General features: G+C 64.4%; 31 protein-coding genes. 4 read left to right on the forward strand and 27 right to left on the reverse strand.

What is annotated here, in order from left to right; translation table 11 throughout:
* Positions 1-70 precede the first annotated feature (70 nt).
* Positions 71-1,822 carry a signal peptide peptidase SppA gene (gene sppA / locus AC5Y5C_RS12830; protein ID WP_499972594.1) on the reverse strand — a complete coding sequence of 584 codons (1,752 nt, stop codon included), beginning with the start codon at positions 1,820-1,822 and terminating at the stop codon, positions 71-73.
* 105 nt (positions 1,823-1,927) lie between these two features.
* On the opposite strand from sppA, the gene AC5Y5C_RS12835 reads away from it, so the two are divergent.
* The 3 genes from AC5Y5C_RS12835 to AC5Y5C_RS12845 are packed head-to-tail and all read left to right on the forward strand — an operon-like array spanning position 1,928 to position 5,271.
* The gene (locus AC5Y5C_RS12835; protein ID WP_499972595.1) at positions 1,928-3,514 is read left to right on the forward strand and encodes a sensor domain-containing protein; all 1,587 of its coding nucleotides are present in this window, start codon (positions 1,928-1,930) and stop codon (positions 3,512-3,514) included.
* Between the two features lie 7 nt (positions 3,515-3,521).
* Positions 3,522-4,325 carry a hypothetical protein gene (locus tag AC5Y5C_RS12840; RefSeq protein ID WP_499972597.1) on the forward strand — a complete coding sequence of 268 codons (804 nt, stop codon included), beginning with the start codon at positions 3,522-3,524 and terminating at the stop codon, positions 4,323-4,325.
* 19 nt (positions 4,326-4,344) lie between these two features.
* Positions 4,345-5,271 (forward strand): LLM class flavin-dependent oxidoreductase, encoded by a 927-nt coding sequence (locus AC5Y5C_RS12845; RefSeq protein WP_499972598.1) that lies wholly within the window; start codon positions 4,345-4,347, stop codon positions 5,269-5,271.
* Positions 5,272-5,386: 115 nt separating this feature from the next.
* Here the strand turns inward: AC5Y5C_RS12845 and rplO are convergent, their stop codons facing one another.
* The 17 genes from rplO to AC5Y5C_RS12930 all read right to left on the reverse strand — a co-directional run bounded on the left by rplO (position 5,387) and on the right by AC5Y5C_RS12930 (position 19,039).
* Complete coding sequence (gene rplO / locus AC5Y5C_RS12850) at positions 5,387-5,827, reverse strand: 50S ribosomal protein L15 (protein WP_499972600.1); 441 nt, start codon at positions 5,825-5,827, stop codon at positions 5,387-5,389.
* Positions 5,828-6,010: a 50S ribosomal protein L30 gene (gene rpmD / locus AC5Y5C_RS12855; protein WP_078297698.1), complete on the reverse strand. Its 183-nt coding sequence runs from the start codon at positions 6,008-6,010 to the stop codon at positions 5,828-5,830.
* Positions 6,003-6,668, reverse strand: coding sequence for a 30S ribosomal protein S5 (rpsE, locus tag AC5Y5C_RS12860; RefSeq protein WP_030096715.1), 666 nt, complete (start codon positions 6,666-6,668; stop codon positions 6,003-6,005). The genes rpmD and rpsE overlap by 8 nt, the downstream gene beginning before the upstream one ends.
* 37 nt (positions 6,669-6,705) lie before the next feature.
* Entirely contained in the window at positions 6,706-7,125 is a 420-nt protein-coding gene (rplR, locus tag AC5Y5C_RS12865; RefSeq protein ID WP_499972604.1) for a 50S ribosomal protein L18, read from the reverse strand.
* A gap of 2 nt (positions 7,126-7,127) precedes the next feature.
* Positions 7,128-7,667 carry a 50S ribosomal protein L6 gene (gene rplF / locus AC5Y5C_RS12870; protein WP_078288381.1) on the reverse strand — a complete coding sequence of 180 codons (540 nt, stop codon included), beginning with the start codon at positions 7,665-7,667 and terminating at the stop codon, positions 7,128-7,130.
* 15 nt (positions 7,668-7,682) lie between these two features.
* Positions 7,683-8,081, reverse strand: a complete 399-nt coding sequence (gene rpsH, locus AC5Y5C_RS12875) for a 30S ribosomal protein S8 (protein ID WP_078288382.1) — start codon at positions 8,079-8,081, stop codon at positions 7,683-7,685.
* A 284-nt stretch (positions 8,082-8,365) separates the two neighbouring features.
* The gene (locus tag AC5Y5C_RS12880) at positions 8,366-8,857 is read right to left on the reverse strand and encodes an MBOE_33420 family protein (RefSeq protein WP_499972607.1); all 492 of its coding nucleotides are present in this window, start codon (positions 8,855-8,857) and stop codon (positions 8,366-8,368) included.
* Between the two features lie 56 nt (positions 8,858-8,913).
* Entirely contained in the window at positions 8,914-10,266 is a 1,353-nt protein-coding gene (gdhA, locus tag AC5Y5C_RS12885; protein ID WP_499972610.1) for an NADP-specific glutamate dehydrogenase, read from the reverse strand.
* 57 nt (positions 10,267-10,323) lie between these two features.
* The gene (locus tag AC5Y5C_RS12890; protein WP_499973193.1) at positions 10,324-10,851 is read right to left on the reverse strand and encodes a hypothetical protein; all 528 of its coding nucleotides are present in this window, start codon (positions 10,849-10,851) and stop codon (positions 10,324-10,326) included.
* 411 nt (positions 10,852-11,262) lie between these two features.
* Positions 11,263-13,278, reverse strand: a complete 2,016-nt coding sequence (locus AC5Y5C_RS12895) for an acyltransferase family protein (RefSeq protein WP_499972611.1) — start codon at positions 13,276-13,278, stop codon at positions 11,263-11,265.
* A 48-nt stretch (positions 13,279-13,326) separates the two neighbouring features.
* The gene (locus AC5Y5C_RS12900; RefSeq protein ID WP_499973196.1) at positions 13,327-14,847 is read right to left on the reverse strand and encodes a carboxylesterase/lipase family protein; all 1,521 of its coding nucleotides are present in this window, start codon (positions 14,845-14,847) and stop codon (positions 13,327-13,329) included.
* A 115-nt stretch (positions 14,848-14,962) separates the two neighbouring features.
* Positions 14,963-15,148 (reverse strand): type Z 30S ribosomal protein S14, encoded by a 186-nt coding sequence (locus tag AC5Y5C_RS12905; RefSeq protein WP_078297704.1) that lies wholly within the window; start codon positions 15,146-15,148, stop codon positions 14,963-14,965.
* The gene (gene rplE / locus AC5Y5C_RS12910; protein WP_499972615.1) at positions 15,149-15,739 is read right to left on the reverse strand and encodes a 50S ribosomal protein L5; all 591 of its coding nucleotides are present in this window, start codon (positions 15,737-15,739) and stop codon (positions 15,149-15,151) included. It abuts the gene before it with no gap.
* Positions 15,739-16,056: a 50S ribosomal protein L24 gene (rplX, locus tag AC5Y5C_RS12915; RefSeq protein ID WP_030096705.1), complete on the reverse strand. Its 318-nt coding sequence runs from the start codon at positions 16,054-16,056 to the stop codon at positions 15,739-15,741. The genes rplE and rplX overlap by 1 nt, the downstream gene beginning before the upstream one ends.
* On the reverse strand, positions 16,057-16,425 hold the full coding sequence (gene rplN / locus AC5Y5C_RS12920; RefSeq protein WP_078297707.1) for a 50S ribosomal protein L14: 369 nt from the start codon (positions 16,423-16,425) through the stop codon (positions 16,057-16,059).
* Positions 16,426-16,663: 238 nt separating this feature from the next.
* Positions 16,664-18,010, reverse strand: coding sequence for an MFS transporter (locus AC5Y5C_RS12925; protein WP_499972617.1), 1,347 nt, complete (start codon positions 18,008-18,010; stop codon positions 16,664-16,666).
* A 6-nt stretch (positions 18,011-18,016) separates the two neighbouring features.
* A complete protein-coding gene (locus tag AC5Y5C_RS12930; RefSeq protein WP_499972619.1) occupies positions 18,017-19,039 on the reverse strand; it encodes a cutinase family protein in 1,023 nt (340 codons plus the stop codon).
* 170 nt (positions 19,040-19,209) lie between these two features.
* Between AC5Y5C_RS12930 and AC5Y5C_RS12935 the strand changes: the two genes are divergently transcribed.
* Positions 19,210-20,061, forward strand: coding sequence for an alpha/beta fold hydrolase (locus AC5Y5C_RS12935; RefSeq protein ID WP_499972620.1), 852 nt, complete (start codon positions 19,210-19,212; stop codon positions 20,059-20,061).
* A 130-nt stretch (positions 20,062-20,191) separates the two neighbouring features.
* On the opposite strand, the gene rpsQ is transcribed toward AC5Y5C_RS12935, so the two are convergent.
* From rpsQ to rplD, 9 genes are read right to left on the reverse strand one after another with little or no spacing between them, the layout of a single operon-like run.
* On the reverse strand, positions 20,192-20,497 hold the full coding sequence (gene rpsQ, locus AC5Y5C_RS12940; protein WP_499972621.1) for a 30S ribosomal protein S17: 306 nt from the start codon (positions 20,495-20,497) through the stop codon (positions 20,192-20,194).
* Complete coding sequence (gene rpmC / locus AC5Y5C_RS12945; RefSeq protein ID WP_030096700.1) at positions 20,494-20,730, reverse strand: 50S ribosomal protein L29; 237 nt, start codon at positions 20,728-20,730, stop codon at positions 20,494-20,496. Before rpmC ends, rpsQ begins: the two co-directional genes overlap by 4 nt.
* Positions 20,730-21,146, reverse strand: coding sequence for a 50S ribosomal protein L16 (rplP, locus tag AC5Y5C_RS12950; protein ID WP_030096699.1), 417 nt, complete (start codon positions 21,144-21,146; stop codon positions 20,730-20,732). The genes rpmC and rplP overlap by 1 nt, the downstream gene beginning before the upstream one ends.
* 2 nt (positions 21,147-21,148) lie before the next feature.
* Positions 21,149-21,982: a 30S ribosomal protein S3 gene (rpsC, locus tag AC5Y5C_RS12955; RefSeq protein WP_499972625.1), complete on the reverse strand. Its 834-nt coding sequence runs from the start codon at positions 21,980-21,982 to the stop codon at positions 21,149-21,151.
* Entirely contained in the window at positions 21,982-22,515 is a 534-nt protein-coding gene (gene rplV / locus AC5Y5C_RS12960) for a 50S ribosomal protein L22 (protein WP_499972627.1), read from the reverse strand. Before rplV ends, rpsC begins: the two co-directional genes overlap by 1 nt.
* Positions 22,512-22,793, reverse strand: a complete 282-nt coding sequence (rpsS, locus tag AC5Y5C_RS12965) for a 30S ribosomal protein S19 (RefSeq protein ID WP_030096696.1) — start codon at positions 22,791-22,793, stop codon at positions 22,512-22,514. Before rpsS ends, rplV begins: the two co-directional genes overlap by 4 nt.
* 9 nt (positions 22,794-22,802) lie before the next feature.
* Complete coding sequence (gene rplB, locus AC5Y5C_RS12970; RefSeq protein WP_078288397.1) at positions 22,803-23,639, reverse strand: 50S ribosomal protein L2; 837 nt, start codon at positions 23,637-23,639, stop codon at positions 22,803-22,805.
* 26 nt (positions 23,640-23,665) lie between these two features.
* Positions 23,666-23,968 carry a 50S ribosomal protein L23 gene (rplW, locus tag AC5Y5C_RS12975; RefSeq protein ID WP_078297713.1) on the reverse strand — a complete coding sequence of 101 codons (303 nt, stop codon included), beginning with the start codon at positions 23,966-23,968 and terminating at the stop codon, positions 23,666-23,668.
* Positions 23,968-24,609 (reverse strand): 50S ribosomal protein L4, encoded by a 642-nt coding sequence (gene rplD, locus AC5Y5C_RS12980; protein ID WP_078324077.1) that lies wholly within the window; start codon positions 24,607-24,609, stop codon positions 23,968-23,970. The genes rplW and rplD overlap by 1 nt, the downstream gene beginning before the upstream one ends.
* Positions 24,610-24,615: the final 6 nt, after the last annotated feature.

Raw genomic sequence — 24,615 nt, forward strand, 5'->3', positions numbered from 1 at the left:
CCGGCAGCTGCACCCGACACGTTAGTCGGTGTCAGCCCCGGCTCCAGCGAAACATGCTGGTGCCGCGCGGCTAGAAGCGATAGTCGCCCGTCATCATGGTCTGGGCGCTGCCGATCGAGCGCTGGGCGCGCTGCACCGTCTCCAGCGCGAGCTGCGCCGCCCGCCCCAGCACCGCATCGGTCACGGCCGCGGCAGCGGGCTGCGACGACGCGCGCTGCCGCAGCATCGAGGTCAGCGGTGAGCTCGGGAAGCTCGCAATCCGAACGTCCTCGTCGGCATCTATGCCCGCCAGCTCCTTGGCCTTGTCCACCGCGTGGCGGAACCCGCCAAGCTCGTCGACGAGACCGTGCTCCTGCGCATCCCTGCCCGACCAGATCCTGCCCTGTGCAACGGCTTTCACGGCATCGACGGTGAGGTTTCGCCCGTCGGCGACCCGCTGAACGAAATCGTCGTAATGCATGTCGATCTCGGCCTCGACGAGATCGCGTTGCTCGTCGGTGAACGGCTCATTACTCGACCAGGCATCGGCGTTTGCATTGGTGCGCAGCGTGGCCGACGCGACACCAAGCTTCTCCTTGAGTCCCCGGGTGATGAACTTTCCGGTGATCACGCCGATGGACCCGGTGATGGTTCCCGGATTGGCGACGATCGCATCCGCACCCATGGCGACGTAGTAGCCACCCGATCCGGCGACGGCACCCATGGACGCCACCACCGGCTTACCCGCCTCGCGCGCCCGGATCACCTCTCGCCAAATGGTTTCCGAACCGTTGACCGAACCGCCGGGGCTGTCCACACGCAACACGATGGCGACCACCGAATCGTCGGCGACGGCATCGCGCAGCGCCTCGGCGATCACGTCTCCTCCGCTGGCCGGCCCCGGCGGAAAGAGCCGGGGCCCGCTGCGGCCACTCACGATCGGTCCCGTCAGGGTGACCACGCCGATGGTCCGCCGCGTCGGACGGCCGGGCAAAGCGGGCAGGCTCGGCACCTGTGGCCGGGTGGCCCGGGCATAGCGCGCCAGATACAGCAGCGGAGGCTCCTTATCGGCCTGTACGCCGGTCACTTCACCGATGCGCGCATACGCCTCGTCCCGATATCCGATGCGATCTACCAATCCGGCAGTCACCGCCTCGGTGCGCCGCAGCGGCGCCCGGTCTGCCAGGGCGTCCACATCGGCCGGTTCGAGCTTGCGTGCTGTGGCAACGCCATCGCGAACCTGCTCGGACAGGCTCTCCAGCAGCCGCCCGTCGGCTTCCCGTTGCGCCTCGGTGTAGCCGTCCTCCGTGAAAAGGTTTGCCGCCGACTTATATTGACCGCGAGTGAGGAATTGCGCCTCTACCCCGGCCTTGTCGAGCGCGCCGCGCAGGAAGGTCCCGTTGGCCGCGAATCCAATGAGTCCCACCGTGCCGGAGGGCTGCATCCATACTTCACCGAAGGCCGATGCCAAGTAGTAGGCGAGGGTGCCCGGGTAGGTCTCGGCCCACGCCAGGCTCGGCTTAACCGCGCTGAAGGCCTCGATGGCAGCCCGCAGCTCTTGGACAGCTCCCGCGGCGGCGGGCGGGATCTGCACACGGGCAATGAGACCGGCCACCCGCGGATCGTCAATCGCCCGGTGGATGGCTGCGATGGTGTGCCGCAGTGACAGCGGCCTACTCGCCCCGGAGAACACGAGACCCAGCGGGTCGAAGCTGACAGTTTCCGGCGGGACCTCGAGTAAATCGAGCTCCAGGATGCAGTCCCGTGGCACACCCCGGTGACGCGCGGTGTCGACCTTGGCCAGCAGATCGTGGACGTCCGTGGGCGTGGTGAAAGCGAACATGCCTTGAGCGTACCGACGAAAGTGGCAATGCTCCCGGCCACAAATCCGTGCTGCCGTACTGCTCGGCGCGTAGGGTCGAATCCATTCGCTGGTGGAGGGGCAACGATGACACGTGCACAAAAGACGACAGCCAAAAAGGTATTGGCCCAGGTCGCTGCGCTACTCGCAGTGACCGTGGCACCGGGGGTGTCCGGGTGTATCGACACATCCGGGACACGCGAACTCACACCGTCACCATCGACGTCATCGACAGCGGCAGCACCCACCCGCAGCTACCCAGGTTTGTTTCCCGAATACCGCGGCAAATTCCATCCCAACCACACCGATCTGGGTGCTCGGAACAATGCCGAACTGGCCAGTCTGCTGCCGGTGGAGGCTGACTTCCCCGCACAAGGAGTGACCCGCCCGCCCGATATCGCCGCTGACGACGGGTCGGGGCTGGGCATGCACGGCCAAACCGATGGTGAAACTCGCCTACCCGAATGCCTGTACACGCCCTTCGGCAAGTCCTTTTCGAGGGCAACCGACGGCGCGGACTGGAACCTGTACTACGCAGCGTCGACATTCCATGAGGCGGACCCGGACGGTAACCACATCATCGTCACGGTGAATCGTGAACGCGAAGACGCCGACGTGTTCGCGTTGACCAGCACCTGGATCAAGAAATGCGGCCAGTACGACAAGGCCTTCCCGACCTTCGCCAATCCCGAGGTGCGTGATCGGCATGTCACCGACACGTTCGCAGCTGGCCCGAACGTCGACGGCGTGCAAACCTACGTGTACACCAGCACCAGCACCGACCTGGATGACGCATCGGCCAATAAGCAGCCGTCAGGAGTGCAGGGACAGCGCATTCTGCTTGCCAGGGTGCGTTCTGTCGTGTTCGAGGTCGAAGGCACCGACCAGGTAGACCCCGGCCTGCTGGATCAGCTCATGGCCACCACCATCGCGAACGCCAAGCACGCCCCGCCACCCCCCGACCAGAACGCCGGGCGATTGGCCGCACTTCCCACCTGCGACACCGCCCCGACCCAGCCCGGGAATCCGCAAGCGGATCCGGCACTCGACTGCACGATCCGTACCTCGGACGGCAGCGGTGTCGTCTTCGAAGTGCTGGGCACCCCAGCCGGGACCGTCCGTGTGTTCAACGGCAATGGCGCACAGTCGCAGTCCATTCGCGTACCCCATCCGATCTTTCAGCAGCGTCTCCCCTTTCTGCAGGATTTGGATCAGGACAAGCACGAAGAGCTGTTAGTGGTCACAGCGACCGGAGACCCTGCCGGGGACCTCATGGACGTGTGGCGCTCGCGCCCGAACTCCGATCAATTCGACATGACCGGAACGATTTTCGGGGTCCCGCGGTTCTGGATGACCTCCGATCGATTCATCGGAATCTTCTCGCGCAACGGCGCCGACGCCGGCGTAGCGGCGCTGTTCCGGTTCGTCGACAACAAGCTGGCGGTGCTGGCACTGTTGGACACCGAAAGGCGTGTCGACAACAAACCACTCGATCCGAAGTGGCGCCTCAATGCCAACGTCAAATGCGCGATGAACACCTCCGATGATCCGCCAGGAGCACTCGGTGCGCGGATGGACGCGCTGCGGGCCGCCGGTGTCGACCCGGCGACGGCCGAGGAGCATTTCTGTCTGCAGCCCTGGGTAGCGACGTTGTACCGGCAGGGCGCACGGTGAGGCACACATGAAGAAGTGGGGTGCCACTGCACTTTTCGTCATGGGGACGACCCTCACGGCATGCACACACGGGGGTATTCACCGCGCCGAAACCCCGGCCAGCTCGGCGCCCAGCCACCTGGACGCGCTACCGATGTGCTCATCGATCAAGCCACAAGCAATCGAACCAGATCCAGATCCCGCCCTGGACTGTGTGTTGCGATCCAAGGATTCGGCGAAGCTGACGTTCGAGGTGCTGGGCACTCCCCCCGTCACCGTCAAGGTCTACGAGCCCAATGGGGCTGAGCGGCAGACCTTTACCGTTCCCGTCGACAAACCGGAACGAACTCCGCCGCTTCTCGCCGACTTGGATCGCGACGGCCGCGATGAGTTGGTGGTGGTGCACTCTGTGGGCTCCGACGGCGATGTCCTGGATGTGTGGCGGGCCAACAGGGATTCGGGGAAGTTCTCTTCGGCGGGACAGGTAGTCGGCTATCCGGATTTCCGGACTACCGATGAACACTTCACCGCCTTCTACGCCAGTACCGGTGCTGGATCGGGAAGGGTTTCCCTCTACCGATTCGTCAATGACAAGGTGGTGGACGTCGGCTCCCTCTTCGTGCGGGCTGCGGACTGGCCCGACCCACCGGATCCCGCCCGCAGCTGGTACACCAACGGAAATACATTGTGCTCATTCAATTTCGATGATGATCCGCCTGGCAGGATCGCGCAAAGAAACCTGGCCTTGACGGAGGCGGGCATCGACCCGCCGTCCGCACAGGATCGATTCTGCAAGCAAGCCTGGGTCGCCGACCTCTACCGGAAACGCTAGCCGGACGTACCGTGGTGGGATGCGGTTCTCGATCTCCATTCCACAGTTCGACACCGGTAGCTTCGATGCCGAAGGCGTCCGCTCCTATCTGAGACGTGCCGAAGAGCTCGGCTTCGAGGGCGGCTGGACTCTGGAACAGACCATCGGATCTTCACCGATCATTGCCCCACTGGAGCTACTGGCATACGCGGCGGCATGTACCACGCGCTTGCGTCTCGGCGTCGCGGTGCTCGTTGCCTCACAGCATGATCCGCTACAGCTGGCCTCCGCCGTCACCGCGGTGGACCGTCTCAGCCACGGCCGTCTGGATATCGGAGTCGCTCCGGGCGGAGGTTTCCGCAACTTCGCGGCATTCGGCGTGGACAAGGCGACCTTCATCGCAAGCTTCACCGAGGGACTCGATCTGATGAAACTGGCGTGGTCGGACCACGAGCGCATCAGCTTTCGTGGCCGCTTCCGGAACGTCGATGATCTGGCGATCCAGCCCAAGCCTGTGCAGCGTCCACATCCGCCCATCTGGTTCGGTGGCCACGCGCCCGCTGCGCTTGCCCGAGCGGTACGCCATGGCGATGCGTTCCTCGGCGCGGGATCCTCCACCACGGCCGCCTTCGCCGGGGAGGTCACGCTGCTTCACAGTGCCCTGCAGAGTCAGGGGAAGAACGCGGCCGGCTTTCCGATCGGCAAGCGCGTTTATCTGATGGTCGACGACGACCGGGGCCTCGCCCACACGCGCGTACAGGCAGGGCTGCGCCGGATCTACGGCGAGATGAAGGGCATTGACGCCGTGCCCGTCTGGGGCACTCCCGATGAGGTTGCCGCCGGTTTGCGTGAAGTGGCCGACGCCGGCGCCGAGATGATCCTGCTCAATCCCGTCGGCGATGACGTCGCGGCCGATCGCGAGCAGATGGAACGCCTTGCCGCCGAGGTCATCCCCCAGCTGATCTGACACCGAGTGTGAATCCATGGCGGAAAATCTGCCGAATTGCGGCCCTCGGTTCACACTCGGCGAAACAGAAAGGGCGCCCACCCGAAGGTGGACGCCCTTTCGCAGAAAACAGTTACTAGGCCTCGCTGACCGATCCGCCTGCGGCGGTGATCTTCTCGCGGGCCGCATCGCTGAACTTGTTGGCAGTGACCGACACCTTGACCTTGAGGTCGCCGTTGCCGAGCACCTTCACCAGCTCGTTCTTGCGTACCGCACCCTTGGCGACCAGGGCCTCGATGGTGACGTCGCCACCCTCGGGGAACAGCCGCTCGATGTCGGCCACGTTCACCACCTGGTACTCGGTGCGGAAGCGGTTCTTGAAGCCCTTGAGCTTCGGGAGCCGCATGTGGATGGGCATCTGCCCACCCTCGAAGGTCACCGGCACGTTCTTGCGTGCCTTGGTGCCCTTGGTACCGCGACCCGCGGTCTTACCCTTGGACCCCTCACCACGACCGACGCGGGTGCGCTCGGTCTTGGAGCCCGGGGCCGGGCGCAGATGATGCAATTTGATGGTCATTTACTTCACGTCCTCGACGGTGACCAGGTGGCGAACCACCTGGAGCAGGCCGCGGGTCTGCGCGTTGTCCTCGCGGACAACGGTCTGGCGAATCTTGCGCAGGCCCAGTGTCTTCAACGATTCGCGCTGCTTCCACCGGGATCCGATGGTGCTGCGCACCTGGGTGATCAACAGATCAGCCATGGCTGCCTCCCTGTGCTGCCGCAGCTGCGAACTCTGCACGTGCCCGGAGCATGCCGGCCGGTGCCACATCTTCGATGGGCAGACCGCGGCGGGCCGCAACCTCTTCGGGGCGCTGCAGCTGCTTGAGCGCCGCGACGGTTGCATGGACCACGTTGATGGCGTTGTCGCTACCCAGCGACTTGGCCAGGATGTCGTGCACGCCCGCGCATTCCAGCACCGCGCGAGCAGCGCCACCGGCGATCACACCGGTACCGGCCGAGGCCGGACGCAGCATGACGACGCCGGCGGAGTCCTCGCCCTGAACCGGGTGGACGATGGTGCCGCCGATGAGCGGAACGCGGAAGAAGTTCTTGCGAGCCTCGTCCACACCCTTGGCGATGGCAGCCGGAACTTCCTTGGCCTTGCCGTAGCCGACGCCGACCAGACCGTTGCCGTCGCCGACGATCACCAGTGCGGTAAAGCTGAACCGGCGACCACCCTTGACGACCTTGGAGACGCGGTTGATGGTGACAACGCGCTCCAGGTAGTTGCTCTTCTCGGCGTTGTCACGCCCACCACGACGGTCGTCGCGGTTGTCACGACGTCCACGGCCGCCATCGCGACCCTCGTTGGCGCCGCCCGCATTGTCGGGAGCGCCAGAATTGCGCTGCGCCATCATGCTGTCCCTTCTTCAAAAATCTCGTTAAGTCCGAACATCAGAACACCAGCCCGTTCTCGCGGGCGGCGTCGGCGAGTGCGGCAATCCGGCCACCGTAGGTGTAGCCACCGCGGTCGAATACCACGGTGTCCACGCCGGCAGCCTTCGCACGCTCGGCGATCAGCTGACCGACCCGAGCACTGCGTGCCTTCTTGTCGCCCTCCACTGCCTGCACATCGGGCTCGATGGACGAGGCCGCTGCCAGAGTGGTGCCGGTGAGATCGTTGACCAGCTGCACGTGGATGTGGCGGGCCGAACGGTTGACGACCAGGCGCGGCCGCCCGTCCGTACCGGACACCTTCTTGCGCAGACGTGCGTGGCGGCGCAGACGCGAGGTGCGGCGCACCTCCGAAACACTCTTGCCGACGGGCTCGTGCTGCCTGCCTTCGGCTGTCTTCGACGTTCCAGTTTGAGCCATGGTCACTTACCTGTCTTTCCGACCTTGCGGCGGATCTGCTCACCCTCGTAGCGAATGCCCTTGCCCTTGTAGGGGTCGGGACGACGCAGGCGGCGGATGTTGGCCGAGATCTGGCCAACCTTCTGCTTGTCGATTCCGCTGACCGAGAACTTGGTGGGGGTCTCGACCGCGAACGTGATGCCCTCGGGCGCCTCGATCAGCACGGGGTGGCTGTATCCGAGCGCGAACTCAAGGTTCGATCCCTTGGCGACGACGCGGTAACCCACGCCGAAGATCTCCATCTTGGTGGTGTAACCCTGCGTCACACCGGTCACCAGATTGGCGATCAGGGTGCGAGACAATCCGTGGAGCGAGCGGTTGCGCCGCTCGTCATCGGGACGGGTGACCACGATGGCGCCATCGTCGTTGCGCGACACCGAAATCGGCTCGCTGACTGTCAGTTCGAGAGTGCCCTTGGAACCCTTGACCGAAACGTTCTGGCCGTCGATGTTGACGTCCACTCCGGCGGGAACCAGCACGGGCTGCTTACCAATACGCGACATGTTTTTAGTCCTCCTCTACCAGACGTACGCGAGGACTTCGCCGCCCACGCCCTGTCGGGACGCCTGACGGTCGGTGAGCAGGCCAGTGGACGTGGAGATAATCGCCACGCCGAGACCACCGAGAACCTTGGGCAGATTGGTGGATTTTGCGTACACACGCAGACCGGGCTTCGACACGCGTCGCAGGCCGGCGATGCTGCGCTCACGACTGGGGCCGTACTTGAGCGAGACAACCAGGCTCTTGCCCACGCGGGCGTCCTCGGTGCGGTAATCGGTGATGTAGCCCTCGCGCTTGAGGATCTCGGCGATATTGGCCTTGATCTTCGAATGCGGCAGAGTCACCTCATCGTGGTATGCCGAGTTGGCATTGCGCAGACGTGTCAGAAAGTCTGCGATCGGATCAGTCATAGTCATGACAGAGTCCATCAACCTTTCTCGCCGCGGTTCCCATACAGCACGCTCGTACCGGTTCCCGTAAAGGGCCTGGTACATCCCGTGGTGGGCCTACTGCGAAGTGATCTTCCGTATCTGACCGGGTTCGGTCAGGGGTCGTGCATCGGTAGTGCTATCCATGGAACTCGAACGAGAACCCGAAAGCACATGCCGACCGGCCATGGGCGAAACACAGCCCAGGCAACCGGTTAAGTGTAGGGGGCCTGGACGTATGGACCAAATCGGTGACGACGGCCAGTGGTCGGTCAGGCGGTGGGTATCAGCGTGAACGGCAGCCAGTAGGTTCCGGGCCCGTCGTCCGGGCATCCCGGCGCACCGACCGTGAACGTGCGCTCCCCCGAAAAGCTGCCATCGCCGTTCGGCACCAGGAAGTCGGCTCTGGCCGCGATCACCGTGCCGCCGTCGCTGCAACGAAATGGGTAGTCCGAGGCCGACTCCCACCGATCACCGTTCCACCGATAGTCGAACAGCGCGGGCGCATGGGGATTGTCGGCAAGCTCGGCCAGTCGCAACCAATGCGCCACGCATCCCTGCGCGCCGCAGGTGGTGGTGAAGTTCGCCGCCTGCGTTGAGGGGTCCGACGCGTCCGGCCTGCCCTCAAAAGTCTGCCGCGAATGATCCAGGTAGGTGTCGTAGGCGCCGTACAGCGGCACCGGCTCGGGCCGGTCTGCGCGTGCCACCCCGGCGCCAGGCAATGCCGCGATGACCGCGAGTACAAGCCCACCGTACCTGCGCATACGTCACTGATAACACAGCACGCACACGACCGGAGCCGAACGATCGAACACGATCCTCAGATGACGCCGAGGGCGACCATCGCGTCGGCGACGCGCGTATATCCGGCCAGGTTCGCGCCCGTCACATAGTTCCCCGGGTCGCCATAGTGATCGGCGGTTTCGATGCAGGTGGTGTGGATGGATCGCATGATCGCCTGCAGGCGGCTTTCGGTCTGCTCGAACGACCATGAGTCGCGGCTGGCGTTCTGCTGCATTTCGAGCGCGCTCGTCGCTACCCCACCGGCGTTCGACGCCTTGCCGGGGGCGTACAGCACGCCCGCGTCCTGGAGGTATTTCACCGCCTCGGGTGTACAGGGCATGTTGGCACCCTCCGCGACAAGCTGCACACCGTTGTCGATGAGCCTGCGGGCATCCTTGCCGTCGAGCTCGTTCTGCGTGGCGCAGGGCAGCGCGACCTGACAAGGCACGTCCCAGAGGCTGCCGGCGGTGACCTGGCGTGCTCCCCCGCCGTGTTCCTCGACATACTCGGAGAGCCGGCCCCGCCGGACCTCCTTGATCTCCTTGAGGAGGTCGAGATTCAGGCCCCGTTCGTCGACGATGTAACCGTCGCTGTCCGAGCAGGCGATGACCTTCGCGCCCAGCTGCTGGGCCTTCTCCACGGCGTAGATCGCGACGTTCCCCGCGCCGGAGACCACCACGGTCTTCCCGGCCAGCGATTGCGCACGCATCGCGAGCATCTCTTGGGCGAAAAGCACGACACCATAGCCGGTTGCCTCGGTGCGCACCTGAGATCCGCCCCAGGGCAACCCCTTACCCGTCAGTACGCCGGATTCGTAGCGATTGGTGATGCGCTTGTACTGCCCGAAGAGATACCCGATCTCGCGCTGGCCCACGCCGATATCGCCGGCGGGCACATCCGTGTATTCGCCGATGTGCCGGTAGAGCTCGGTCATGAAGGACTGACAGAAACGCATGATCTCGGCGTCGGAAAGCCCCTTGGGGTCGAAATCGGATCCGCCCTTGCCGCCGCCGATGGGAAGCCCGGTGAGCGCGTTCTTGAACATCTGCTCAAAGCCAAGGAATTTCACGATCGACAGATTCACGCTGGGATGAAAGCGCAGTCCACCCTTGTACGGGCCCAGCGCGGAGTTGAACTCCACCCGGTAGCCGCGGTTGATCTCGACAGCGCCGTCGTCCCTGATCCATGGGACGCGAAAGATGATCTGCCTCTCCGGTTCACAGATCCGTTCCAGAATCGACCAGCGGTCGTAGTCAGGTGTCTTGCCGACCAACGGAGTCAGACTGGCCATCACCTCGTAAACAGCCTGCTGAAATTCCGCCTCTCCAGGGTTACGTGCGAGAACGGTCTCGAAACGCGGCTGAAAGACGGGGTGCAGGGCCTCTGGCATACCTAATAGAGTGCACCACAGCACATTTGGCTAACGATGCGGCATCAGAACCTCAGGTTATGCAGCAGGCGCGGGCGCCGTGACCAGTGCGTTGCCCTTGATGGTGTAGAAGAACGTGCCCTGCTCGGTCTCCGTCTCGATCACACCGGGTCCAGCAGGCACCGGATGCCCGTCCACGACGCCGACGCGTGACAGCTTCGGGTTGCTACCCGATGCGTGCCAGATCGCCCATTTCCCGTCCTTCACGCGCGCATCTACCTGAACGAGCAGATCGTCGCGCCCGTCCTGATCGATGTCGCGCAACTCGACCTCTGCGCCACTGAGCCAGCCCTTGAAGGGCTCGGAGATCGTCTGCACAACCTTGCCGTCGCCGGTGCGCACCGTGATGGTGGTGGTTGCCCCCTCCGGCTGGGGTGTGCTGGTCTTCTCGAACCGCAGGCCGAGCTGATCAGCGGACTGCAGTACTTCGGGGTCGGCGCCGGCCACACCGGGAAGTGCCACAAGGGCCAGCGCTGCGAGCGCTGCCACCCCGGTTGTGCGCAACCGCACCTTGGTGATTTCTCGTCGACCCTGCGAGATCTGCATCGGTGTGTCCATTCGTCATAATTTGCTCAGACATGATTTCTTCGACCCCCCTCGCTACCCAACCCTCCAGATCAGCGAGTTTGTCGAGCCACTGCCGGACTATCAGCAATGCGGCACCACAAAGGTATACCAGCTGGACCATCGTCGCTAACTCAGCCGTCCGTTGCGAGATGCACAACACTGCGCACAGAACGCCAGCACAGGCCACAGCCCCCGAACGCTCCTGACGTCACGACGCACTCGCCTCGCCGGGTGGACAGCAAAGTGTCCGATCAGACGACCCGGAATCCATACGAACGCCAGCCTCGGCCCACGGGCCCTCTCCGGCACAGCAGCGAAGGTTGCTGACTCGGAATCAGACGGGCCGTCGAGGTTGGTCCGGAGACCACGTTCCGTGCCATGCTCGTCGTCTCACGGACGGGCGCGCTCAGCGATGAGGCGAGTGAATTCCGGTTGTAGCCGTTGAGCTTCGCCCACGGTGATGTGCCCACCGTCGCGCGCTACCCATCGCGAACCGATATTGGTGCGGCATACGTCGTCCAGACACATCGCTGACCCCAGATCAACGGTAGAAACCCCGGGGAGTCCACCGGCGGCGCGCCGCTCGGCTGCCAGGGCGATGTTCTGTTGCCGCTGAATATCCGCCAACGCAATGGTGCGGCCACAGCGGGAGAGCGATGTCCAGACCTCGTAACCCGGGCATGTGTATAGATCCCAGTTCACGAAATGCGGCAGGGTATGCACGACGACGACCGGGACACCCGCCCCGGACAGCTTCTGCAGCACTGCCGCCATCCCCTGCTGCCACAACCGGCTCTTACCGGCGTCGTCCCCGACCCATTCCTGTGCGTACGGGAGCCGGAACCGGACATGTTGGTCGGCCAGGAAGTAATCGCTTGATGCGGAGGCGATCACCACCAACCCCGGCCGGATGGCCGCCAGCGCGCTCGTCCAATGCCGCACGAAGTCGATGCAGCCAGGTGGTGACGGGTCGAGGACGAGCTCAACGAACGGGCAGGCGGCGTTTGTCGCGAGGATCGTCGTCCGGTTTTGCTGTGTAGCCGCCGGGATGAGCGCCTCGGCGAACTGTCCAGCATTGGAATCGCCGACGAGAACGACCGACCGTGAATCGACGTCTCCGCCTCCCGGCCATAGGCAGTCCAGACGGGTCTTGTCGTCATCCGGCATGTTGCCGATGCACCCATTCACGACATCCGCGTGAGCCGCTCGCTGCGCACGCGCATCGCGAATCGCCGGCGTGGCTATCTGTGCGGCACTGAATGTCGCGGCCGAAACGAGTACTGCCAGTCCGACGGAGGTCACCGCGAGCCGCGGCGCGCGAAGATCGGCCAGTCTTCGCCCCGCCCGAATCGGGTCTTCGACGTAGCGTTTCGACACCCAGGCCGGGAACAGCGAGAGCACGCCCGCACAGGGCACCACCCACTGATACTCCGCGCTCAACAGATTGTGGGCGAAAACGATCACCGGCCAGTGCCACAGGTACCAGCTGTAGGACAGATCCCCGAGCCACTGCATCGGTGTCGACGACAACAACCAGCCGATGGGCTGCTGCGCCGATACGGACCCGGCGACGATCAGCAGGCCCGAGCCCAGCACCGGGATCAGCGCATTGACTCCCGGAAAGGGGTCTGCCGCGGATATCGCAACGGCACCCCAAGCGACACCGGCCGCGCCCAGGACCGCGACCGGAAGCGCCGCGCCACTGCTCCATCGGCGGATCCGGGCCTCCCCCAGGGCAATCAGCGCACCGACACCGAATTCCCATGCGCGCGTGGGCGAGCTGTAAAACGAGAACGCCGCATTGTGCGCATGGAACGGGAGACCATCGCTGGCCGTCAGGTAGATCGCGAGCAGCAATGATGCAACCGATAGCAGGAGAAGCACCGAGAAGGTGACGACCAGCCGGCTGGTTCGCCGCCGCGTTGCCACATAGGCGGCCAGCAGCATCAGGCCCGGGAACATCAGATAAAACTGCTCCTCGACTGCCAGCGACCAGGTGTGTAGGAACGGATTCATTGCCGCCGGCGCGGCGAAGTAGCCGGAGGGTTCCAGGAAAAGCACCGCGTTCGAGACGAACAGTGCCGCGGCAGCCGCGGTTCGCGCCGCAACCTGCATTGATCCCAGCGGACTCTGGATGACGGCGGTCACCGGAAGCACCACGACAATCAGGACGGCGAGCGCGGGCAGCAGACGCCGCACCCGGCGGGCATAGAAGCGACGAACGTTGATGCGCCCCGCCCTGTCGGTTTCACGCAGCAGTAGTCGGGTGATCACAAATCCGGAGATGACGAAGAAGACATCGACGCCGATGAATCCGCCGGGAACAGGCAGACCGCTGTGATAGGCGACTACCAACAGAACGGCCACCGCGCGCAACCCTTGAATGTCGCGACGGCGGTCAACCACCGGCCGATTCTAGATGACGAGCGTTTCCAGATTTGCCGACAGCGGCGGCTAGCGCCAGTAACCGCACTGGTGGCTGGTGGTGAAACCTTCCATCGGCTGTGGCGTCGGTGGCGCCAAGCGCAGGAACGCTCCCCCGGACAGATATTTCGGCCATTCTGGCTGGCCGTCGCCGTTCGGATCCCCGGTCTTCACAAACTGAGTCCAGTACTGGATCATGCGCGTGGACAGTGCAGCGGATTCCTGACTCAACGACCTTGACAGATCGAACAGATATCCCAATTCCGAACCGTGCGAGGCCCCCAATGGCAACGGCGCGTCCCGATACTGCTGCTCTACCGGGGCGGTCGGGTCGGCGAATTCGTACGCGTACACGGGCGTCTTTCTGACCAACGCCTCCGCCAGCCCGAGGGTCGGGCACGCGTAGCTGTTATCGGTGTCGATCGCCGCAAGCGCGGCGAGCACATTTCCACCGAAGGCGGACAGGGGGTATCGCCGTGCGAGTTCCGTGGCCCTGTCCGCGTACTTGCTTTCGAGCACGCCCTGGTACTCCTCGGCGGTGCTCGGCGCGGGCTTGTGCTGGTACTGCTGGGCCTCAAAAACCGTGGCCTCGTTGGCATTGCTGCCGATAAGGACAGGGACGGTAGACGCTAAGCCGCTGGTGAATGCATCCAGTGGCGGCGCCGGAAGCTCTGGCGTCCCGGTTACCGGGCTCACCGGTAGCCCAATGCCGGTGAACTGCGGTGAATCCCGCAGCGCGTCAACTGATAATGCGCGCAAGCAGCCGGCGGTGCCGGGCCCGGCCGGGCAACCCACCTCGGCCGCATAGGCCGCGCTATCGCGGACGGCTGAGGAGACAGGAGCCTGCGCCTGGCATGGAGCGCTCTCCATGATGGCAGACCGGAACAGCCCGGAGGCGCTCGGCGCCACCATGAGGTCGCACACCGATACACCGCCCGCTGATTGGCCGCCGATAGTCACCTGCCCGGGATCGCCGCCGAACGCGGCGATGTTGTCGCGCACCCACCGCAACGCCGCCTCCTGATCCAGCAGCCCGTAGTTGCCGATCACATCGGACAGGCCCGGCGCGGCCAAGAACCCCAACGTCCCCAGTCGGTAGTTGATGGTGACGACCGCGATTCCGCCCTGGGCGGCGAGCTTTCGCGCGTTGTAGCCGACACCATTGCCGGAGATGAAGGCACCGCCGTGGATCCACACCAGCACAGGCACTTTCCCTTGGGTGTGCCGCGGCATGGTGACGTTGAGAACCAGGCAGTCCTCGTTCTGGGTCAGATCGCTCTCGGCTCCCGGTTGCGGGCATTCAACGCCGGGGCCCGTCGCATCACGGGTATCCGGCCACGGCGCGACAGGCTCCGGCTCGGTGAATCGTCGCGGGCCGACCGGTGGCGCCGCATAAGGAATGGCGGTGAAGACACGCACCTCATCGTCGATGTGCCCACGCACCGCGCCCGCGCGGATGTTGACGATCGTCGGATCTGCAGCGGTGGTGGGACTGCACGACATCACGGCGGCGGCGAGAACAACCAGCACAACCAACAACCGCCCCGTCATGTCACCCTTCACTGGCACGGCCGCAAGCGTAATGGCCGTGGGGCCGCGCAGGGCTCCAAGACGCGGAGACGCCAATAGGCCGGGACTCTCGAGTCCCGGCCTATTGTGCAGAGGTTTACCAGCTGCTCTTGCGGATGCCGGGCAGTTCGCCGGCGTGTGCCATCTCCCGCAAGCAGATTCGGCACAGGCCGAACTTGCGGAACACGGCGTGCGGACGTCCGCACCGGTTGCACCGGGTATACCCGCGCACCGCGAACTTCGGCTTCTTGTTGGCCTTATTGACCAGCGCAGTCTTCGCCATCTACTTCTTCGCTCCCTGCTCAAGTTCTTTGAAGGGGAAGCCGAGTTGCCGCAGCAGCGCCCGCCCCTCGTCGTCGTTGGTCGCCGAGGTGACGACGGTGATGTCCATGCCCCGCGGGCGGTCAATGGAGTCCACGTCGATCTCGTGGAACATCGACTGCTCGGTGAGACCGAAGGTGTAGTTGCCCTTGCCGTCGAACTGCTTGGGCGACAGGCCGCGGAAGTCGCGGATACGCGGCAGTGCGATGGACACGAGGCGGTCCAGGAACTCCCACATGCGGTCTCCACGCAGCGTGACGCGGGCACCGATCGGCATGCCCTCGCGCAGCTTGAACTGTGCGATGGACTTACGGGCCTTGCGAATCTCCGGCTTCTGGCCAGTGATGGCGGCCAGGTCGGTGACGGCGCCGTTGATGAGCTTGGCGTCACGCGCGGCGTCGCCCACACCCATGTTGACGACGACCTTCACGACGCCCGGGATCTGCATCACGTTGGCGTACTTGAACTCTTCGTTCAGCGCGGTCTTGATCTCTTCGCGGTAGCGAGTCTTCAGACGGGGCTGAGCGTTCGCAGCGTTCTCTACGGTGGTCATCAGATGTCCTTCCCGTTGCGGCGGGAGATACGGACCTTCTTGCCGGTCTCTTCGTCGATGCGGTAGCCGATGCGGGTCGGCTTGCCGTCGGAGTCGATCACCATCACGTTCGAGACGTGGATGGCGGCCTCCTGGGTAACAATTCCGCCGGACTGCGCGCCACGCTCATTGGCCGACTGTGCGGTGTGCTTCTTGATACGGTTCACGCCCTCGACGAGGACACGGTTGCGCTCCGGGTAGGCCGCAATGACCTTGCCCTTGGCACCCTTGTCCTTGCCTGCGATGACGAGAACGGTGTCGCCCTTGTGCACCTTCATTTACAGCACCTCCGGGGCGAGCGAAACGATCTTCATGAACTTCTTCTCGCGAAGCTCGCGACCGACGGGCCCGAAGATACGGGTACCACGCGGGTCATTGTCGGCCTTGATGATGACGGCGGCGTTCTCATCGAATTTGATGTAGCTGCCATCTGGGCGGCGACGCTCTTTGACGGTACGGACTATGACGGCCTTGACGACGTCACCACGCTTGACGGTGCCTCCGGGGATGGCGTCCTTGACGGTCGCCACAATGATGTCCCCGATCCCGGCGTAGCGTCGCGACGAGCCACCGAGCACGCGGATGCACAAGATCTCCTTGGCACCGGTGTTGTCGGCGACCTTCAGCCGTGACTCCTGCTGAATCACTGGTCTCTCCTACGTGACCTGGAAGTGGATGTGTGGCGGATTCCGACCCGACACACGCGGTCATGTTGTCTCCAGGGCACGCGTCACCTCCGGGTTTTCACCTGGTGGGGATGCCTACCTGCCCCTGGGCGCAAAGCACCCACAAGACAACCGCCCTAGTGTAGGTGAACCCGCAGGTCGGATACAAATCCGCGCCACTTCGCCCACCCCTCGCCGAAACCTCGGTCTCGGCGCCGGACTACGGGGTGAAGGCCGAGCCCTGCTCGCGGTCCAGATAGGTCTGGGACTTGTTTTTGAGGAAGAACAGGTAGACCACCAGCGAAATCGCGATGCATACAGTGACGTACCCGATGAACAGCGGCACCTGACCGTGCTCCTTGAGTGCCTGGTAGATCAGCGGCGCCGTCCCGCCGAACACCGAGTTCGCCAGCGCGTAGCCCACACCCACACCGAGCGCGCGCACATGAGACGGAAACAGCTCGGACTTAACCAGCGCATTGATCGAGGTGTATCCGGTCAAGATCACGTAAGCGCCGGCGACCAACAGAAATGATGCGATCGGCGACCGTGTCTGGGGCAGATACGTGACGAGGACATACGTGTAGACGAGTCCTCCGAAGCCGAACCACAGCAGCAACGGCCTGCGCCCCACCTTGTCGCTGATGATTCCGCCGATGGGCTGCAACAGCATCAGGAAGATCAGTCCCGCCAAGTTGATCCAGGTAGCGGTCATGGCCTGGTCCTTGTAGGCGGTCTTGACCATCGCCGGTGCATTGACGCTATAGGTGTAGAACGCGAGGGTGCCCCCCATGGTGATGAGGAAGCACATCACCAGCGGTTTCCAGTACCGAGTGAGCAGCTCACGCATCGACCCGGAGCTGGTGTCCTCACCGGCCTTGATGGCCGCCAGCTGTTCATCGCTGAGCGATTCGTCCATGGTGCGCCGCAACCAGTACACGACGATCGCAGCCACGCCTCCGACGGCAAAGGCTATGCGCCAACCGAATTCCTGAACCTGCTCCTTGTCGAAGACCGTCAGAATGATCAGCAGGGTGAACTGGGCGAGCACATGGCCGCCGACCAGCGTCACGTATTGGAACGATGAGAAGAATCCGCGCCGCTCACGGGTGGCCGCCTCGGACATGTAGGTGGCCGAGGTGCCGTACTCGCCACCGGTGGCGAAACCCTGGACGAGTCTGCAGAGGATCAGCACGATCGGCGCGGCCATTCCGATGCTGGTGCGCGAGGGCACCAGGGCGATCACCATGGAGCAGGCCGCCATCAACGAGACGCTGATGGTCAGCGCGGCACGGCGCCCGTGCCGGTCGGCGAACCTGCCGAAGAACCACGATCCCACTGGCCGGGTGATGAACGTGACCGCGAAGATCGCGTACACGTAGACCGTCGAGTTCTGATCGGCCTCATCGAAGAATTGCTTCTCGAAGTACATCGCGAAGACGGTGTAAACGTAGACGTCGTACCACTCGACGAGGTTGCCGGACGACCCTCTGATGGTGTTCCAGATGGCGCGGCGAGTGTCGGCCCGGCCCGAAGGAGCTGGCGTGTCAGCCGTCGAAACGGTCATACAGGCTTACTGACCGCCGGATGCCGGGCCCGGCGGTGCGCCGTGCGGGCCCGGATCGGGCGCAGTGATGCTGCTGGTTGACGCCACAGCGGCAGGAGCATCGGGTGCCGGACCGTCGGTCGCCGGCATCATCCACGCCGGCGCCTTTCGAGTCGGTGTCGCCGCCACGGGTTTTGGTGCGGACGACGAGGGTTGCGGCGGCGCGGATGTGGCGGGCGACGGTGCCATTGTGGGCGGCGTCGTCGTTCCGCTCAGCGGACTGGCGCTCTTCGACGTTGAGGCCGGGACGCCGGAAGCGCTCGTGGATGTGCTGCTGGAAGCGGCAGCAGCACTACTGCTGGCAGCAATGGCGGTCAGTCGGTTGACGACGAAGTCGGCGGCACGATCGGCGGAACCGTCCGATTTGTACTGCATATGCGGACCCAGACCGCCGCCGGCCGGATCGCAGATCCCGTCACCGGGATTGCAGATGTCGATGACCTTGCCGCGCTGGTCGTCCCTGATCTCCAAGTCCAGGTTCATGCCGTTGACCTGCCAGTTCTTCGGATTCCCGATCAATACGATTGCGGCGACCCGTTTTTCGAGATCGGCCGGAAGCGGATTGTTGAAGGTGAGCCCCGTCCCGTTCTTGCCGAACAACACGTCCACGACCGCCGCGCCCTGAGAAAAGCCGCCGAGCACGAACTGGGTGTTCGGGCAGTTCCGCGCGACCTCTTGGACGTGGAAGCTCATGTCATTGGCTCCGTCGCCGGCGCGGACCCAATCGAAGCTGGCCGGGTAGTTCACCGCATAGATGTCGACGCTCTTGCCGGGGAGGCGGTCGACCATTTCGTCGGTGACCGCCTTCCCGACATCGCCGAGCCCCGGTGAGTCGTTGGTCCCGCGGGCGAAGGACACATCCACATCGGGACAGCCCGCTGCCGTTGCGGTTGGAGAGCTCTCTGTTTGTGTGGCGAGCACCGCGGCGGCTGCCGCGGATAACGCGAAAATCGAAACCCCGACCGATCCACGCTTGACGTATCGGTTCATTCGTCCAGCGTAGACAGGTCTGCCCGCACATTGACAGAGGTTGGCGGCATCCGGAAACGACTCTTACCGGGCCCTTATTCGCACCTAATCCATGCCGGGCCCGCATACGCCCGACCCGCTCAGCGGACACCGCCGCCACCCAAAACTGAAACACGTTCTACTCTTATGTCGTGGACGTGACATACGAGGGCACCAAGAAAGAACTGGCCACCGACGAGGGGACGCTGCGCTACCACGAAGCGGGCGAGGGCGAGCCGCTGATCTTGCTCCACGGCTCTGGCCCCGGGGTGACGGGATGGCGTAACTACCGCGGAAACCTCGAGGTGTTCGCGAAGTACTTCCACACCTACGTCCTGGAGTTCCCCGGGTTCGGCGTCAGCGACGCCGTGCAGGGGCACCCCGTCCTGACAGCCGGCGCCTCGGTGATCCGGTTCATGGACGGCCTCGGCATCGAATCCGCCGCCATCGTCGGAAATTCGATGGGCGGGGTCGTCGGCATCAACCTGGCGATCAAGCACCCCGACCGCATCACCAAGCTCGTCACCATCGGCGGTGTCGGACCGAACATCTTCAGCCCGAGCCCCAGCGAGGGCCTGCGCCTGCTGCAGGAGTTCACCGACAACCCCGACCGCGACAAGCTGGTCCGCTGGCTCAACTCGATGGTGTGGAATCCCGCCGTCGTCACCGAGGAGCTCATCGAGGAGCGTTGGGAAGCCGCGATCAACCCGGACGCGCACAAGACCGCGCAGCTGATGTACGGCTCCAAAGCCTTTGCGATGCAACAGCAGTTCCTTGCGAACTCCGATATCGCGCCGTACTGGGCGATGATGCACAAGGTTAAGTGCCCGACCCTGCTCACCTGGGGTCGCGACGACAGGGTCAGCCCGCCGGATATGGCGATCGTGCCGATGCGGCTCATCCCCAACGCCGAGCTACACATCTTCCCCAACAGCGGTCACTGGGTGATGATCGAGGCCAAGCAGGCCTTCGAGCAGACCGTCGTGGACTTCCTGCGGCGCTAAGCATCGAGTGTGCGGTTGACGTACGCGTCGTGCGCGGCACGCCGTCCTCAACCGCACACTCCCCCAACGCAAAAGCGCGCCGCCCCTTTCGGGAAACGGCGCGCTTTATGCGTTTGACGTGAGGCAGCCTTTACTTAGCCTTCTCCAAGACCTCGACCAGGCGCCACCGCTTGGTGGCCGACGTCGGACGAGTCTCCATCAGCGAGACACGGTCGCCGACACCGGCGACACTGTCCTCGTCGTGGGCCTTGACCTTAGACGTGGTGCGGATGATCTTGCCGTACAGGGCATGCCGTGCACGGGACTCGAGCTCGACCACGATGGTCTTCTGCATCTTGTCCGACACGACGTAACCGATGGCGGTCTTACGACGCCCACGGGGCTGCTCGGTGGCCGGGGTGTGCTTAGGCCCGGCGGCCTTCTTGGTATCGCTCACTTGCTGTCCTCGCTATCGGGTCCTGCGGCCAATCCGAGCTCGCGCTCACGCATCACCGTGTAGATGCGCGCGATCTCCTGGCGCACCGCACGCAGCCGACGGTTGTTGGCGAGCTGACCGGTGGCCATCTGGAAGCGCAGATTGAACAGCTCTTCCTTGGACTCACGCAGCTTGGTGATCAGCTCGTCCTCGGTGCTTTCCCGCAGTTCGCCAGCGGAAATTCCCACTGCCATCAGAACTGCTCCTCTCGTGTGATGATGCGCGCCTTGATCGGCAGCTTGTGGATCGCACGCGTCAACGCCTCGCGCGCGGTCTCCTCGTTCGGGTAGCTCAACTCGAACAGCACACGACCGGGTTTGACGTTCGCAACCCACCACTCCGGCGAACCCTTACCGGAACCCATGCGGGTTTCGGCGGGCTTCTTGGTCAGCGGGCGGTCGGGGAAGATGTTGATCCACACCTTGCCGCCACGCTTGATGTGCCGGTTGATGGCGATACGAGCGGACTCGATCTGCCGGTTCGTGATGTATGCATGGCCCAGCGCCTGAATGCCGTAATCACCGAAGGCGACAGTGGTACCGCCGGACGCGGTGCCCTTCTTCTTCGGGTGATGCTGCTTGCGGTGCTTGACCTTACGGGGGATGAGCATCGTTAGCTCCCTGAATCTTGCGTAGTGCTTGTGTCGGCCGCAGATGCGTCCGGGGTCGCGGTGTTTTCCACGGCGGCACGGCCGGCCTCGGTGCTCGTCGCGGTGGTACCCGAGGCGCCACTGCGACGCGGACGGGCACCGGCCGGACGCTCACGGCGCGGACGGTCACCGGCAGGTGCGGCCACCGCGGCGGTGAGCTCACGCTTACCACCGACGATGTCGCCCTTGTAGATCCAGACCTTCACACCGATACGGCCGAAGGTGGTCTTGGCTTCGTACAGGCCGTAGTCGATATCGGCACGCAACGTGTGCAGCGGCACCCGACCCTCGCGGTAGAACTCCGAGCGGCTCATTTCAGCACCGCCGAGGCGGCCCGAGCACTGCACCCGGATGCCCTTGACATTCGGCTGACGCATGGCCGACTGGATGGCCTTACGCATCGCGCGACGGAACGCCACACGATTCGAGAGCTGCTCGGCGACACCCTGGGCAACCAGCTGCGCCTCGGCCTCGGGGTTCTTCACCTCCAGGATGTTCAGCTGCACCTGCTTCTTGGTGAGCTTCTCCAGATCGGTGCGGATGCGGTCGGCCTCGGTGCCACGACGGCCGATGACGATTCCGGGACGTGCGGTGTGGATGTCAACGCGAACCCGGTCACGGGTGCGCTCGATCTCCACCTTGGCGATGCCGGCGCGCTCCAGGCCGGTGGCCAGCAGGCGGCGGATCGCCACGTCTTCCTTGACATAGTCCGCGTACTGCTTGTCGGCGTACCAGCGGGACTTCCAGTCGGTGGTGATACCGAGCCGGAAACCGTGCGGATTGATCTTCTGGCCCACTAGCGCGAGCCTCCCTTCGCATCAGTCTTGTCCGTCGCGGCGCTAGGGGCGCTCGACGCCGTCACTTTCGCCTCAGCGGTGGTCTTGGTGGCGGCAGCCTTCGAGCCCTCGGCCCGGCGGGCACGAGAAGCAGCCTGCGAGGTTCCGGCCTTACCGCCCTGCTCGGACTTGGGACGGCTCTCCACCACCACGGTGATGTGGCTGGTGCGCTTGCGGATCCGGAACGCACGACCCTGCGCGCGGGGACGGATACGCTTGGCAGTGGGGCCTTCGTCGGCGAAGATCTCCGACACCACCAGGGTGGAGGGATCCAGACCGTCGTTGTTCTGCGCGTTGGCGGCAGCGCTGGCGATGACCTTGGCCACCGGCTCGCTGGCCGCCTGCGGCGCCCACCGCAGAATGTCGATGGCGACGGCGACGGGCTTACCGCGCACCAGGTCGATGACCCGGCGTGCCTTGCTCGGCGATACCCGCACAAAGCGGGCAACAGCCTTGGCCGTTGGGTAGGCGGGTAGTTCGGTAGTAGTGGTCATCGCCGCTTGCTCTTTCGGTCGTCCTTGATGTGACCCTTGAAGGTGCGCGTCGGGGCGAACTCGCCCAGCTTGTGACCGACCATCGCTTCGGTGACGAAGACGGGGACATGCTTGCGCCCGTCGTGCACCGCGAAGGTGTGGCCGATGAAGTCGGGGATGATGGTCGACCGACGTGACCAGGTCTTGATGACCTGCTTGGTGTTCTTCTCGTTCTGTACGTCGACCTTCTTCAGCAGATGGTCGTCGATGAACGGGCCCTTCTTAAGGCTGCGTGGCATCGCTTACTCCTAGCGCTTCTTGCCGGTGCGCCGGCGACGGACGATGAGCTTGTCGCTCGCCTTGTTCGGCTTGCGGGTGCGGCCTTCGGGCTTGCCCCACGGGCTCACCGGGTGACGACCACCGGAGGTCTTACCTTCACCACCACCGTGCGGGTGGTCGACCGGGTTCATCACGACACCACGGACAGTGGGGCGCTTGCCCTTCCACCGCATACGGCCGGCCTTACCCCAGTTGATGTTGCCCTGCTCGGCGTTGCCGACCTCGCCGACGGTGGCGCGGCAGCGCACGTCGACGCGGCGGATCTCACCGCTGGGCATACGCAGGGAGGCGTAGGCGCCTTCCTTGCCCAGCAGCTGGATACCGGCACCGGCAGAGCGGGCCATCTTGGCTCCACCACCGGGACGCAGCTCGACGGCGTGCACGGTGGTACCCGTCGGGATGTTGCGCAACGGCAGGTTGTTACCCGGCTTGATGTCGGCGTTGGCGCCCGACTCCACCACGTCACCCTGCGAAAGCCCGACCGGCGCGATGATGTAGCGCTTCTCGCCGTCAAGAAAGTGCAGCAGCGCGATGCGCGCGGTGCGGTTGGGGTCGTACTCGATGTGCGCGACCTTGGCGTTGACACCGTCCTTGTCGTGGCGACGGAAATCAATCAGCCGGTAGGCGCGCTTGTGGCCACCACCCTTGTGACGAGTGGTGATGCGGCCGTGGGCGTTACGACCACCGGTGCCGTGCAGCGGGCGAACCAGCGACTTCTCGGGAGTCGAGCGAGTGATCTCCGAGAAATCGGCGACGCTCGAGCCGCGGCGACCGGGGGTCGTCGGCTTGTACTTGCGAATAGCCATGTCTTCTCTAGTCCTCTACTCCCCGACTACGCGGGGGCTCCAAACAGGTCGATCGGCTTGCTACCCGGTGCCAAGGTGACGATGGCGCGCTTGGTGCTCTTGCGCTGTCCGAAACCGGTGCGGGTGCGCTTGCGCTTGCCCTGCCGGTTGGCGGTGTTCACCGAGGTGACCTTGACGCTGAAGATCTGCTCGATGGCGATCTTGATCTGCGTCTTGTTCGAGTCCGGGTGGACGACGAAGGTGTACACGTTGTCTTCGATCAACGAGTACGACTTCTCCGAGATCACCGGGGCCAGGATGATGTCGCGGGGGTCAGCGATAGTTGCCATCAGGCCGACACCTCCTCTTTCTTCTTGGCGTTGATGAAGCCGTTGAGGGCCTCGACGCTGAACACCAGATCATCGGCCTTCAGCACGTCATAGGTGTTGAGCTGGTCGTAGGCCAGCACATGCACATTCGGCAGGTTCCGGACGCTCTTCACCGCGGCCAGGTCGTCGCGGCCCAGCACCAGTAACAGTTGCTTGCGGTCGCTGATCTCGGCCAGGAACGCCTTGGCGCTCTTGGTCGAGGGCTCCTGCCCGGCAACCAATTCGGTGACGGCGTGGATGCGGCCATTGCGGGCCCGGTCCGACAGCGCACCGCGCAGCGCAGCGGCGATCATCTTCTTGGGCGTCCGCTGGCTGTAGTCACGCGGCTGCGGGCCGTGGACGACGCCACCACCGGTGAACTGCGGGGCACGGGTCGAGCCCTGACGGGCGCGGCCAGTTCCCTTCTGCCGGTACGGCTTCCTGCCACCACCGGACACCTCGCCACGACGCTTCGTGGAGTGCGTGCCCTGGCGGCCGGCCGCCAACTGAGCGGTCACCACCTGGTGCAGCAGCGAGATGTTGGCTGGGGCGTCGAACAACTCGGCGGGCAGCTCGATGGAGCCGTCCGTCTTGCCACCCGGAGCCTTGACCGTGATTGTCAAAAGATT

The sequence above is a fragment of the Mycobacterium sp. NGS15 genome (genome assembly GCF_059813245.1).

What these genes read in the sequence shown, in the direction of transcription:
- rpsS (WP_030096696.1), bottom strand. Translation starts at nt 22,793, where the DNA reads ATGCCACGCAGCCTTAAGAAGGGCCCGTTCATCGACGACCATCTGCTG.
- AC5Y5C_RS12835 (WP_499972595.1), top strand. Translation starts at nt 1,928, where the DNA reads ATGACACGTGCACAAAAGACGACAGCCAAAAAGGTATTGGCCCAGGTC.
- AC5Y5C_RS12840 (WP_499972597.1), top strand. Translation starts at nt 3,522, where the DNA reads ATGAAGAAGTGGGGTGCCACTGCACTTTTCGTCATGGGGACGACCCTC.
- sppA (WP_499972594.1), bottom strand. Translation starts at nt 1,822, where the DNA reads ATGTTCGCTTTCACCACGCCCACGGACGTCCACGATCTGCTGGCCAAG.
- rplO (WP_499972600.1), bottom strand. Translation starts at nt 5,827, where the DNA reads ATGACCATCAAATTGCATCATCTGCGCCCGGCCCCGGGCTCCAAGACC.
- rplW (WP_078297713.1), bottom strand. Translation starts at nt 23,968, where the DNA reads ATGGCAACTATCGCTGACCCCCGCGACATCATCCTGGCCCCGGTGATC.
- AC5Y5C_RS12900 (WP_499973196.1), bottom strand. Translation starts at nt 14,847, where the DNA reads ATGACGGGGCGGTTGTTGGTTGTGCTGGTTGTTCTCGCCGCCGCCGTG.
- AC5Y5C_RS12930 (WP_499972619.1), bottom strand. Translation starts at nt 19,039, where the DNA reads ATGAACCGATACGTCAAGCGTGGATCGGTCGGGGTTTCGATTTTCGCG.
- AC5Y5C_RS12845 (WP_499972598.1), top strand. Translation starts at nt 4,345, where the DNA reads ATGCGGTTCTCGATCTCCATTCCACAGTTCGACACCGGTAGCTTCGAT.
- rpsE (WP_030096715.1), bottom strand. Translation starts at nt 6,668, where the DNA reads ATGATGGCGCAGCGCAATTCTGGCGCTCCCGACAATGCGGGCGGCGCC.
- rplV (WP_499972627.1), bottom strand. Translation starts at nt 22,515, where the DNA reads ATGACCACTACTACCGAACTACCCGCCTACCCAACGGCCAAGGCTGTT.
- AC5Y5C_RS12890 (WP_499973193.1), bottom strand. Translation starts at nt 10,851, where the DNA reads ATGCAGATCTCGCAGGGTCGACGAGAAATCACCAAGGTGCGGTTGCGC.
- rplF (WP_078288381.1), bottom strand. Translation starts at nt 7,667, where the DNA reads ATGTCGCGTATTGGTAAGCAGCCCGTGCTGGTTCCCGCCGGAGTGGAC.
- AC5Y5C_RS12925 (WP_499972617.1), bottom strand. Translation starts at nt 18,010, where the DNA reads ATGACCGTTTCGACGGCTGACACGCCAGCTCCTTCGGGCCGGGCCGAC.
- AC5Y5C_RS12880 (WP_499972607.1), bottom strand. Translation starts at nt 8,857, where the DNA reads ATGCGCAGGTACGGTGGGCTTGTACTCGCGGTCATCGCGGCATTGCCT.
- AC5Y5C_RS12905 (WP_078297704.1), bottom strand. Translation starts at nt 15,148, where the DNA reads ATGGCGAAGACTGCGCTGGTCAATAAGGCCAACAAGAAGCCGAAGTTC.
- rplR (WP_499972604.1), bottom strand. Translation starts at nt 7,125, where the DNA reads ATGGCTCAAACTGGAACGTCGAAGACAGCCGAAGGCAGGCAGCACGAG.
- rpmC (WP_030096700.1), bottom strand. Translation starts at nt 20,730, where the DNA reads ATGGCAGTGGGAATTTCCGCTGGCGAACTGCGGGAAAGCACCGAGGAC.
- rplP (WP_030096699.1), bottom strand. Translation starts at nt 21,146, where the DNA reads ATGCTCATCCCCCGTAAGGTCAAGCACCGCAAGCAGCATCACCCGAAG.
- gdhA (WP_499972610.1), bottom strand. Translation starts at nt 10,266, where the DNA reads ATGCCAGAGGCCCTGCACCCCGTCTTTCAGCCGCGTTTCGAGACCGTT.
- rplE (WP_499972615.1), bottom strand. Translation starts at nt 15,739, where the DNA reads ATGACCACCGTAGAGAACGCTGCGAACGCTCAGCCCCGTCTGAAGACT.
- rplX (WP_030096705.1), bottom strand. Translation starts at nt 16,056, where the DNA reads ATGAAGGTGCACAAGGGCGACACCGTTCTCGTCATCGCAGGCAAGGAC.
- rpsH (WP_078288382.1), bottom strand. Translation starts at nt 8,081, where the DNA reads ATGACTATGACTGATCCGATCGCAGACTTTCTGACACGTCTGCGCAAT.
- rpmD (WP_078297698.1), bottom strand. Translation starts at nt 6,010, where the DNA reads ATGGCTGATCTGTTGATCACCCAGGTGCGCAGCACCATCGGATCCCGG.
- rplB (WP_078288397.1), bottom strand. Translation starts at nt 23,639, where the DNA reads ATGGCTATTCGCAAGTACAAGCCGACGACCCCCGGTCGCCGCGGCTCG.